The organism is Streptomyces sp. ID05-39B, assembly GCF_033794725.1.
GTDB lineage: Bacteria > Actinomycetota > Actinomycetes > Streptomycetales > Streptomycetaceae > Streptomyces > Streptomyces bobili.
Window position 1 is genome coordinate 1 of sequence record NZ_JARGEF010000263.1, and the last position, 10,657, is coordinate 10,657.

11 protein-coding genes are annotated in these 10,657 nt (G+C 68.1%); 7 read left to right on the forward strand and 4 right to left on the reverse strand.

Annotation, left to right across the window (positions count from 1 at the left end; genetic code table 11):
* Window positions 1-135 precede the first annotated feature (135 nt).
* The 3 genes from P1P75_RS34990 to P1P75_RS35000 all read left to right on the forward strand — a co-directional run bounded on the left by P1P75_RS34990 (window position 136) and on the right by P1P75_RS35000 (window position 4,804).
* Window positions 136-579, forward strand: a complete 444-nt coding sequence (locus P1P75_RS34990; RefSeq protein ID WP_319263100.1) for a Fur family transcriptional regulator — start codon at window positions 136-138, stop codon at window positions 577-579.
* A gap of 115 nt (window positions 580-694) precedes the next feature.
* Window positions 695-2,920 (forward strand): catalase/peroxidase HPI, encoded by a 2,226-nt coding sequence (gene katG / locus P1P75_RS34995; protein WP_319263102.1) that lies wholly within the window; start codon window positions 695-697, stop codon window positions 2,918-2,920.
* Window positions 2,921-3,622: 702 nt separating this feature from the next.
* On the forward strand, window positions 3,623-4,804 hold the full coding sequence (locus P1P75_RS35000) for a MalY/PatB family protein (RefSeq protein WP_319263104.1): 1,182 nt from the start codon (window positions 3,623-3,625) through the stop codon (window positions 4,802-4,804).
* 467 nt (window positions 4,805-5,271) lie between these two features.
* Here P1P75_RS35000 and P1P75_RS35005 read toward each other — a convergent pair whose 3' ends face one another.
* A complete protein-coding gene (locus P1P75_RS35005) occupies window positions 5,272-5,823 on the reverse strand; it encodes an OsmC family protein (RefSeq protein ID WP_319263106.1) in 552 nt (183 codons plus the stop codon).
* A gap of 224 nt (window positions 5,824-6,047) precedes the next feature.
* Here P1P75_RS35005 and P1P75_RS35010 point away from each other — a divergent pair, with 224 nt between their 5' ends.
* Complete coding sequence (locus tag P1P75_RS35010) at window positions 6,048-6,500, forward strand: Lrp/AsnC family transcriptional regulator (RefSeq protein WP_319263119.1); 453 nt, start codon at window positions 6,048-6,050, stop codon at window positions 6,498-6,500.
* 126 nt (window positions 6,501-6,626) lie between these two features.
* On the opposite strand, the gene P1P75_RS35015 is transcribed toward P1P75_RS35010, so the two are convergent.
* Entirely contained in the window at window positions 6,627-8,225 is a 1,599-nt protein-coding gene (locus tag P1P75_RS35015) for an IS1634 family transposase (RefSeq protein WP_319263108.1), read from the reverse strand.
* Between the two features lie 51 nt (window positions 8,226-8,276).
* On the opposite strand from P1P75_RS35015, the gene P1P75_RS35020 reads away from it, so the two are divergent.
* Window positions 8,277-8,873: a class I SAM-dependent methyltransferase gene (locus tag P1P75_RS35020; RefSeq protein WP_319263111.1), complete on the forward strand. Its 597-nt coding sequence runs from the start codon at window positions 8,277-8,279 to the stop codon at window positions 8,871-8,873.
* 15 nt (window positions 8,874-8,888) lie between these two features.
* Here P1P75_RS35020 and P1P75_RS35025 read toward each other — a convergent pair whose 3' ends face one another.
* Both P1P75_RS35025 and P1P75_RS35030 read right to left on the reverse strand, forming a co-directional pair.
* Entirely contained in the window at window positions 8,889-9,098 is a 210-nt protein-coding gene (locus tag P1P75_RS35025; RefSeq protein ID WP_319263113.1) for a DUF397 domain-containing protein, read from the reverse strand.
* Window positions 9,080-9,922 (reverse strand): helix-turn-helix transcriptional regulator, encoded by an 843-nt coding sequence (locus P1P75_RS35030; protein ID WP_319263115.1) that lies wholly within the window; start codon window positions 9,920-9,922, stop codon window positions 9,080-9,082. Before P1P75_RS35030 ends, P1P75_RS35025 begins: the two co-directional genes overlap by 19 nt.
* Window positions 9,923-10,130: 208 nt before the next feature.
* Here P1P75_RS35030 and P1P75_RS35035 point away from each other — a divergent pair, with 208 nt between their 5' ends.
* Both P1P75_RS35035 and P1P75_RS35040 read left to right on the forward strand, forming a co-directional pair.
* On the forward strand, window positions 10,131-10,370 hold the full coding sequence (locus tag P1P75_RS35035; protein WP_319263117.1) for a hypothetical protein: 240 nt from the start codon (window positions 10,131-10,133) through the stop codon (window positions 10,368-10,370).
* The gene (locus P1P75_RS35040) at window positions 10,367-10,597 is read left to right on the forward strand and encodes a hypothetical protein (RefSeq protein WP_319263121.1); all 231 of its coding nucleotides are present in this window, start codon (window positions 10,367-10,369) and stop codon (window positions 10,595-10,597) included. Before P1P75_RS35035 ends, P1P75_RS35040 begins: the two co-directional genes overlap by 4 nt.
* Window positions 10,598-10,657 lie beyond the last annotated feature (60 nt).

A 10,657-nucleotide genomic window follows, 5' to 3' on the forward strand; every position in this document is an offset into this window, starting at 1 on the left:
CATCCCACTTGCCCTGCCTCTCCCCCCGCCCTTCCCGCCTCCCGGAAGGAAATCTTCCGGCCAACCCGACGCGACACAGACTTGGATTGATTCCATTTCTTGAACCGTTCGTGTTTATCGGGGTAGGTTGGGTTCATGACCGCACCCGGAAGTCCGTCCACGGCGGAGGAGCTGCGCGGCGTCGGCCTGCGGGTGACGGCCGCTCGTGTCGCGCTGCTCGACACCGTCCGCGACGGCGACCACCTCGGCGTCGAGGCGATCGCCGCCGGTGTGCGCGGCCGGGTCGGCCACATATCGTTGCAGGCCGTGTACGAGGCGCTCCACGCGCTCACCGCGGCCGGCCTCCTGCGTCGTATCGAGCCGCCCGGCAGCCCCGCCCGGTACGAGGGACGCGTCGGCGACAACCACCACCACCTCGTGTGCCGCTCCTGCGGCACGGTCGCCGACGTGGACTGCGCGGTCGGCCACGCCCCCTGCCTGACCGCCTCTGACAACCGCGGCTTCTCCGTCGACGAGGCCGAGGTCATCTACTGGGGCCTGTGCCCCGCCTGCTCCAGCAGCCCCGATGGCCACCTGTGACCTGTGTCGGCCTCTGTGACCCGTGCAAGCCTCGTAACCCTTGTAACCCCTGTGACCACTTGATCCACGCAGTACCTCAGCACCGTGATCCCCGTAGTTCGGAAGGATTCCCCCAATGACCGAGAACCATGACGCGATCGTCACGGAACCGAAGGCGGAAGAGGCGGGCGGCTGCCCGGTCGCGCACGGGCGCGCCCTGCACCCGACCCAGGGCGGCGGAAACCGCCAGTGGTGGCCGGAGCGCCTGAACGTCAAGATCCTTGCCAAGAACCCGGCCGTGGCCAACCCGCTCGGTGAGGAGTTCGACTACGCCGAGGCGTTCAAGAACCTCGACCTCGCGGCCGTGAAGCAGGACATCGCCGAGGTACTGACGACCTCGCAGGACTGGTGGCCGGCCGACTTCGGCAACTACGGCCCGCTGATGGTGCGCATGGCCTGGCACAGCGCCGGCACCTACCGCATCAGCGACGGCCGCGGCGGCGCCGGTGCCGGTCAGCAGCGCTTCGCCCCGCTCAACAGCTGGCCGGACAACGCCAACCTGGACAAGGCCCGCCGTCTGCTGTGGCCGGTCAAGAAGAAGTACGGCCAGAGCCTCTCCTGGGCCGACCTGATGGTCCTCACCGGCAACGTCGCCCTGGAGCAGATGGGCTTCGAGACCTTCGGCTTCGGCGGCGGCCGCGAGGACGTCTGGGAGCCCGAGGAGGACGTGTACTGGGGCCCCGAGACCACCTGGCTCGACGACCGGCGCTACACCGGCGACCGCGAGCTGGAGAACCCGCTCGGCGCCGTCCAGATGGGCCTCATCTACGTCAACCCCGAGGGCCCGAACGGCAACCCGGACCCGCTGGCCTCGGCCCGCGACATCCGTGAGACGTTCCGCCGGATGGCGATGAACGACGAGGAGACCGTCGCGCTGATCGCCGGCGGCCACACCTTCGGCAAGACCCACGGCGCCGGCCCGGCCGACCACGTCGGCGACGACCCCGAGGCCGCCTCCCTCGCCGAGCAGGGCCTCGGCTGGAAGAGCACCTACGGCACCGGCAAGGGCGGCGACACCATCACGTCCGGCCTGGAGGTCACCTGGACCGCCACGCCGACGCAGTGGAGCAACGGGTTCTTCAAGAACCTGTTCGAGTACGAGTACGAGCTGACCGAGTCCCCGGCCGGCGCCAAGCAGTGGGTGGCGAAGAACGCCGAGGCGATCGTCCCCGACGCGCACGACTCGTCGAAGAAGCACCTCCCGACGATGCTCACCACCGACCTGGCGCTGCGCTTCGACCCGGTCTACGCGGAGATCTCGCGTCGCTTCTACGAGAACCCCGACCAGTTCGCGGACGCCTTCGCCCGCGCCTGGTACAAGCTGACCCACCGCGACCTGGGCCCGAAGTCCCTGTACCTCGGCCCGGAGGTCCCGGCGGAGACCCTGCTGTGGCAGGACCCGCTGCCGGCACGGACGTACGACCTGATCGACGCCGCCGACATCGCCGCGCTCAAGGAGCAGGTCCTCGCCTCGGACCTCACGGTGTCCCAGCTGGTGTCCGTCGCCTGGGCGTCGGCCTCGACGTACCGCGGCAGTGACAAGCGCGGCGGTGCCAACGGCGGCCGTATCCGTCTCGAGCCGCAGCGCGGCTGGGAGGCCAACGACCCCGACCAGCTCGCGCTCGTGCTGCGCACCCTGGAAGGCATCCAGCAGTCCTTCAACTCGGGCCGCACCGACGGCAAGCAGGTCTCGCTGGCCGACCTGATCGTGCTGGCCGGTGCCGCCGCGGTCGAGCGGGCCGCCAAGGAAGGCGGCTTCGAGGTCGAGGTCCCGTTCACTCCGGGCCGGGTGGACGCGACCGAGGAGCAGACCGACGCGGAGTCCTTCGCCGCGCTGGAGCCGACCGCCGACGGGTTCCGCAACTACCTCGGCAAGGGCAACCGCCTGCCGGCCGAGTTCCTGCTGCTCGACAAGGCCAACCTGCTGACCCTGAGCGCGCCCGAGATGACCGTCCTCGTCGGCGGCCTGCGTGTCCTGGGCGCCAACCACCAGCAGTCGCAGCTCGGCGTCCTCACCACCACGCCCGGCTCGCTGACCAACGACTTCTTCGTCAACCTGCTCGACCTGGGCACGACGTGGACGTCGACCTCGCAGGACCAGACGACCTTCGAGGGCCGCGACGCCGCCACCGGCGAGGTCAAGTGGGCCGGCACCCGCGCCGACCTCGTCTTCGGCTCGAACTCCGAGCTGCGCGCCCTGGCGGAGGTCTACGCCAGCGACGACGCGAAGGAGAAGTTCGTCAAGGACTTCGTCGACGCCTGGGTCAAGGTCTCCAACCTGGACCGCTTCGACCTGGTCTGATCCCCGCGCACCCGCGCACCCCGCATAAAACGGCCGGGCCGCTCCTTCGGGAGCGGTCCGGCCGTCGGCGTCGGTGCGCTGGTGGTCAGCCTCGGTCCCCCGTCCGAGGTCCGCCGGCAAGTCGCCGGCACCGTCGCCTCCTCGACCCGGACGCGGCGAGAGCGACGGCCAGAGCCGGGTACTGCGGAGTCGCCGCGAGCTAGCTCCGTACTTCGCGGGTGGCTGAGTCGGGTGGAGTCGCTGCCTGGCCGTGTCCGGTCCTGGGCTGGTCGTGTTGACCGGGTGTGACGAAGTCTTCCCGGTCCCCGCGGCTGCGGACGGTGCGCCCGCGCATGGAATGTGTGGTCACCTCCGTGGTGGAGAAGCGTCTGGGCGCTCTGCCTGTCGCTGCCGAGTTTCTGCGCCGGGTTTGTCGCGGGCCCGTCACGCCGATGCGTGCGGCGTCCTGCGCCGCGTCCGCGACGACCTGAGCCGTCCTTGTGACGTGACCCTGGGCTCGCGACTGGAGGACGGCGGCATCGAGACAGCCCATGCTCGGCAGGATCACTGCGTTGAGCGGGAGACCCAGAGCAAGAGTCGCAACCGGCAGGCGCAACTTCCTTGCTGAATCGCGCTCCACAATGGGTGACTCCTTGCCGCTCCGAAGGCGGATAGCACAAGAAAGGCAAACAATGCGCGCGACATGCGGTCTATTTTCGCTTCATGGATGACTCATTGAAGGACCTCACTGGAACTCGCAGCGTGAACCCACTGCGGCAGCTGTCTCTGGAGCAGCTGCGGCAGCGCACGAGTATGAAGTGGACGACCTACCAGGACGACGTATTGCCACTGTGGGTGGCGGAGATGGACGTGCCGGTCGCCGAGCCCGTAGCACGAGCCATCCACAGTGCGGTGGAGCGCGGAGATACCGGGTATCCGGCCGGAACCGCCTATGCCGAGGCATTCGCGGACTTCGCCGCGCAACGTTGGGACTGGGACGACCTGGCTGTTGAGCGGACGGCGATCGTCCCTGACGTGATGCTGGGCATCGTCGAGATACTCAAGTTGGTCTCCGGCCACGGGGACCCCGTCGTGGTCAACTGCCCTGTATATCCGCCCTTCTATCAGTTCATCCGCAACGACGGCCGGCCGGTTGTCGAGGCGCCGCTGACCGAGGAAGGGCGGATCGACCTGACCACCCTGGAGGTCGCATTCCAGAAAGCCACCGGTCGCGGCGGGCGGCCGGTGTATCTGCTGTGCAGTCCGCACAATCCGACCGGCACCGTACACACCGCCACTGAACTGACCGATGTTGCCGAGCTTGCGCGCAGGTACGCCGTGCGCGTCGTGGCGGACGAGATCCACGCTCCCATCGTGGCTGCCGGCACCTCCTTCGTTCCTTACCTGAGCGTGCCGGGCGCGGAGAACAGCCTGTCGGTGATGTCCGCCTCCAAGGCATGGAACCTGGCCGGTCTCAAAGCCGCCCTCGCCATCGCTGGCCCCGAGGCCGCCGACGACCTGGCCCGCCTCCCCGAGGAAGTCAGTCACGGCCCCAGCCACCTCGGCGTCATCGCCCACACCGCGGCCCTACGGGAGGGCGGTGCCTGGCTCGATAGCCTGCTGGCCGGACTGGACGAAAACCGTCATCTGCTCGGCGATCTACTGTCCACCCACCTGCCCGCCGTGCGCTGCCGCCCAGGCCAGGCCACCTACCTGACCTGGCTGGACTGCCGGAAACTGGCCCTTGGCAACGACCCGGCGGCCGTCTTCCTGGAACGAGGCCGGATCGCTCTCAACTCCGGGATGGCCTTCGGGCCGGGCGGAGCGGGGTTTGTCCGTATGAACCTGGCCACCTCCCCGGAAATCCTCGCCGAAGGGGTCCGCAGGATGGCCTCCGTACTGTGAGCTCGTCGACTCGAAAGGGACGTGATGGGTAGCCTCTGCGGTCCGCTCAGCAGGACTGCGTAGGTAACCGCCCGTCCTGTGCACCGCCGCAGAGCCGTGCCGCGTCTCAGAGGCCGGCCCATGCGATCCGTCTTCGGCCACTCTTGGTCTCACTGACCCCCTCCCGATGCCCCAGGAGGGGGTCCCATCCAGGCGGGGCGAGAAGCGGGCCTGGGCATTCGGTTCCGCGCGTCTCTCAGCCCATTGGCATCTCAGCGATGAGTCCATGCGCAATTGAGGGAAACAGGCGCGCCTGAGCCCGGATACCGCCGTGCGGGGTCTCCAGGCTCCTCCTGCGGATGCCCACCCTGGAAGACACCAGCGCACGTGGCTGACCCGCCGTCCGATGCCGCTTTCGGGCGGATGCGGGCAGCGGGTCGTGCGCCGCGACTGTCCTTTACAGTTCGGGCGTCCGGGCCGTCGCGTGCTCAGACAAGCGTGGTGACGACGTCGACCGGGTTAACGAGGGTGTCGCGGATGGGCGAACGGCTCTCGACGAGGGAGATCAGCTCTTCGAGCTGCTCGCGGGTGGCATCAGGGGCCTCGATGTGGACGCGAACGCGCAGCTGCTGAACGCCCGGACGGATTGCGGTGTCGATACCGAGGAACCCGCGCAGGTCGATGTCGCCTTCGAGCTCCAGCCGGAAGCTCTTGAGCTCGATGCCGCGCGAGGCGGCGTTGGCGGTGAGTGTGACGGTGTAGCAGCCTGCCAGCGCCTGCAGAACGTACTCCGCGGGCGAGACCGCGGTGTCGGTGCCCAGCAGCGCGGTCGGCTCGTCGCTGGTCATCGTGTACTTCGCCACACGCTGCTCGTCGCGCTCACCGCCCTGCGTCAGGGCGCCGGTCTGCGCCTTGATCCGGAAACCGCCCTGCCACGTACCGTCGACAGCGAAGGTGACCTGGCCGAGCTTGGGAGTGGCCCGAACGGCGTCGATGGTCTCCTGCAGAGCCTTTACGTCGATCTCGTTGACTACGGACATCAGTACTGGTTCCTCCGATTGGCGTGGGGCGGTCAGGGGTGAGCGATGGCCGCGGCCATCGGACCGCCACTCAGGACTGAGAAATGTGTCGCGGCGCGGCGCACACTTCGCCCCTGAAGAAGCAGTCGACCGCGCTAACTCTCTAAGACAAGGCTAGGCGGGATCGACCGCTATATTTTTGCCACCTTTGCTAGCAGCCAGACGGATTGGGGAGAGAGTTGCCCATTGACCGGGTGGATCGGGAAATTCTTGCGGAGCTACAGAAGGACGGTCGCCAGACGATCACGGAACTGTCGGAGAAGGTCCGGCTGAGCATCTCGCGTTGCCAGCGGCGGCTGCGCGAGCTCGAGCGCGCAGGCGTGATTCGCGGATACAAGGCAGTGCTGGATCCGGAGGCGATGGGACTCGGCTTCGAAGCGCTGGTCTTCGTGACGCTGCAGCGGGAGGATCAGTCGACGCTGGCGGCCTTCGACGAGGCCGTCGCCGCAATTCCCAACGTTCTGCAGGCACAACGCCTTTTCGGCGATCCCGATTGCCTCCTGCACGTCGTGGCCGTTGACCTCGCCGACTACCGGAAGCTCTACGAAGGGCAACTGACCAGGCTGCCAGGTGTACAGAAACTGACCTCCACCATCGTCATGAAACAGATCGTCGAGGCGCGCCCACTCCCCACCTGAGACGACGCCCCGCCACCCCGCTCGGCACTGGGCCCAATGCCGGCACGAGCGGCCCTGGTGGTGTTGGCGCTGACGCCGGCTCACCGGTGGTTGAGGGGAAGTTGGCTCCTTGCTCCGCGGGTTCGTTCAGGTCTCTGGCCAGCGGGGGTGTGTGGGTTCCAGACCGAGGAGGTCGAGCAGGTGGAGCTGGATGCCGCGGGTGATGGCGATGAGGGGTGGGTCTGTGGCGCTGCCGACCCGTAGTCGCAGGTCGGACAGGTGGTAGAGGATCATCCTGCCGGTGGGTCGTACTTTCTTGTTGCCGGGATAGATGCCTTGCATTTTCTGGTCGCCTCCGAGGGCCCGGCGGACCTGGCGTTCGATCAGGCAGAACAGCAGTAGGGCCAGGCAGATCACGGTGATCAGCGCGGCGACGCGTTTGTTGTCCTGCACGAAGACGGGGGTGACGGCCAGGGGGCCCTTGAAGTCGCTGTATCTGCGCTCGACCGCGCCCTGGCCTTTGTGGCGGCGTAGTACGTCGCTGGGATCGGCCTGTTCGGGGGTGAGGGTGGTCAGCAGCGCGTACCAGCCGTCAACGGCGGCCTCGGCCCGCAGTAAGTCCTCATCGAAGTGCCAGGTCAGGGCGATCCGTCCGCCTTCGGCGGTGGTGATCTCGGTGTGCAGGCAGCTGGAGACCCGGCGGGTCTTGGCGATCACGCCGATGCGTGCGGCGATCTTCTCGGCGGTGTTGTAGTAGCGGCCGCCGGCCGAGTGCTGGAGCTTGTCGAGGTCCTCGCGGGCTTTGGCCAGGCGTTTGTCGCGGGCCCGTCGCTGGCCTTCGGCGTTGCCGGTGGAGTGCACCAGGATCCGGCGCACCTCCAGCGGGGGATCGCTTCTGCGGGCCCCGGCCAGCAGGTGGGTGTCTTCCAGGACCCGGTAGGTCTCGCGCTCTGCGGCGGGAGTGTCCTCGTCGCGGGCGGGGATGTAGTCCACGACCGTGGCCGCCTCGAGGTCGAGGGCGGCGTAGACCGCGTCGTCGACCTTGGAAGCGGGGGCCGGGGCGATGAAATCGGTCCCGGCCTTGATCAGGGAGGTGACGTTGCCATAGGAGATCAGCTTGGAGTCGGCGATCAGCAAGAACTCCTTCGGCCCGGCCATCGCGCGCAAACTGTTCATCGTGCCGGTGATCTGGGAGATCTCCGCGGCTCCGCCGTCGATGACCCGGGACAGCAGCGGGATACCGCCGTCACCGGTCACCGCGAGGCCGACCTGAATCTGTTTGAGGTCGTAGCGGCGGTCTTTGGGATGGCCGTGCTTGATGCGGGGATACTCCTCGTCCTGGTCCTCGGCCGGGTAGGCGCCGTACAGCGACATGGATGTCATGTCCCAGTGGAACGTGGACACGTCGATGCCGAACTTGCCGATCGCCCGAGCCGCGATGCTGTCGGCGATCTCGGTCAGGTGCGGGGCGATAGCATCCAGGGCCCGTCCCAGACGGTCGTCGTTGAGCAACTCCGGCTCGATCCCGAAGACTTCCTCCATCGCCCACTCCCCGGCCCAGCGATCCACCCGCCACAAGGGGGTCGGCGCGGTCAGCCGGTTGGCCACCAGCGCCTCGATGACCTGGCCATGCGTGAGGTGGGCGATGTCGCGGCCCGGGCACAGCCGGTCGACGGTCCCGGCCACATCAAGCCGGCGCAGAAACTCGGCAGCGACAGGCAGAGCGCCCAGACGCTTCTCCACCACGGAGGTGACCACACATTCCCGCACCGCGGAGAAGGCACCCAGCCCGCCCCTGTGGTGGACCGCTTCGAATGGCCCCAGTACCCCGGCCACGGCCCTGGTGCCGAACTGCTCGGTGAGCCACGCCGCGCTCTGGACCTGGGCCCCGCGGAGGGCAAGGAAGCCGCGTATCTGGCTCGGCAAGGCGTGGAAGTAACCGGCGTCGATCTCTCCCTCGTCCAGGTGGAGCGCGCCCGCACTTGGTGGGATGGCGTACGAGGGCTCACGTTCGTCCACGCGGACATCTGCGAATATCTCGCCTCGGACGCCGAACTGTTCGACGCCATCTACTCGGTGTGGGGTGCCGTCTGGTTCACCGACCCCGAGCAGGTGTTCCCGCTGGTGGCCAAGCGCCTTGCTCCGGGCGGCACCTTCGCGTTCAGCCAGGCCGAGCCCATCCCGGGCTCCCATGGCCCGCAACCGATGGGCGGTAAGTGGCTTGAACAGCGTGAGCGCGAACTCACGGTAGTTCGTTGGCAGTACACGCCCGAGGTGTGGGCCGACCTGCTCAAGCGCCATGGCTTCACCGACATCCAAGCGTCAGTACTCGAAGCGCCCGAGGTAGGCAGGCTGGGCACGCTCCTGGTCAGGGCCCGGACCGCCGGTGCCTGAGAGTGGCTTGCTTGATCAGCCGCCCAGCTGCCCGCCTCTGATCGCCGAAACGAAAGAGGTCCACCTGTCGGCAGGGAACACGAGCACCGGCCCGTCCCGAAGCTTGCTGTCCCGTACCGGGACGGCGGTGGCGAAGTCGTCGGAGACCTCCAGGCAGGCGCCACCGTCCTGGTTGCTGTGGCTGCTCTTGCGCCAGGAGGCGGCAGTCAGGTCGCTGGATCGCACGGTGCTTCCTCCAACATCCGCAGGATGAACTTGCGCGACTCAGCCGGAGTGAGCGCCAAGTCACGCACCGCATCGTACGTGTTCTGCAAACGCACAACCGAGCTGGATTCCTCGATGAGTTCGCCCCTGTATCCGTTCTCGGTATACGCGACGGTCCTGCCCTCCGGAAGGAGCAAGTACCACATATCTGCGCTCATGAGGCCGTGCGGCCCCGCGCTCTGCAACAGCACGTGAACCGTCACGTTGGTTCGCTCCGCTGCAGCCCTCAGATACTCCAGCTGCCCCCGCCACTCCCCCACATCTCGCAGTGGCGTGCGCAGCACCGCCTCCGACAGGATCGTGCGGAACGGCGGCGCGTCCTCCCCCTCCAACAACTCCCGTCGCCCCATCCGCGCCTCGACCTGCTGCTCAAGCTCCTTCCCCTTGAGCCCACCCGCCGCCAGCACCTCCCGCGCGTACCCCGGCGTCTGCAACAACCCCGGCAGCACGCTCACCGCGAAGTGCCACAGACTGACCGCCTCCGCCTCCAGCGTCATGTACCGCCGGTACCGCTCCTTGAACTGCGTGTGGTCCCCGGCTGCCAGCTCCCACAACGCCAGCAGCAAACCCGGCGTCCCGTAGTGCGTGTCGAGTGCCTGGACGACCTCCGGGCTCCCGAGCGTCTCGCCCTTCTCCATCTTTCCGAACAACGACCAGTCCCAGCCGAGCCGTTCGCCGAGGGCCCGCAGACTGGTCCCGCTCCCGGCCCGCAGAGTCCGCAGCTCCTCGGCGAACCGCTGACGAGGTTCCTGACTGCGGCCGGTGATGACGCGTCGTTGCGGCATACCGCTGCTCCCTCCGGGACGTGCGCCTGATCGATGTGGAACCTGTGGAACCACCTCCCGGCGACCGGGAACCACCACCCCGCCCACACACCGGTCGCCCACGTCCGGCCGCATTCTCGTAACGACCGGACTACGCAGCGTAATCCAGGCAGCGCAGCCACGGCATGCGATCAGCGGAACCACACCGACGAGAATGCAGAGGCTCCACATGACCACCGCACCGAACGCTCCCCACACCCCCCAGACCGAGGAAGCCCTGGCCGCCCGCGACGCCCTCGCCGTCGCCCTCTCCCGGGCCGGCATCCAGCTCCCCGCGATGGACATCCGCACGCCCTGGGCGGACGACCGCAAGGCCGAAGCGCGGTACGCGCTCATCCACCTCGGCGTGTGCTCGGCCCCGGTCGCCCTCATGCTCGCGGATGTGATCACGAAAGGGATCGCCGGGTGACAGGAGACGTCGACGGGATCCCCACCCTCGGCGAGGCCGTCCACGACAGCGACCGCAACCGCGTCGGACGTGTCATGGGCCACGTGGGCCCGTACGTCCAGCTCCGCCCGCTCGCCGGCGGCCTCGAATGGGACGCCGACCCCGGCCACCTCCGCTCGCTCACCCCGGCCGAACTCCTGAGCGCCCTCGTCGCCGAGGCGAACGCCCGGAGCAGGCGGCCCGGATGACCACGGACGCCACCCACCGAAGGCACCGCCCCCACACCCCCCACACACCTTCGCCAGAAC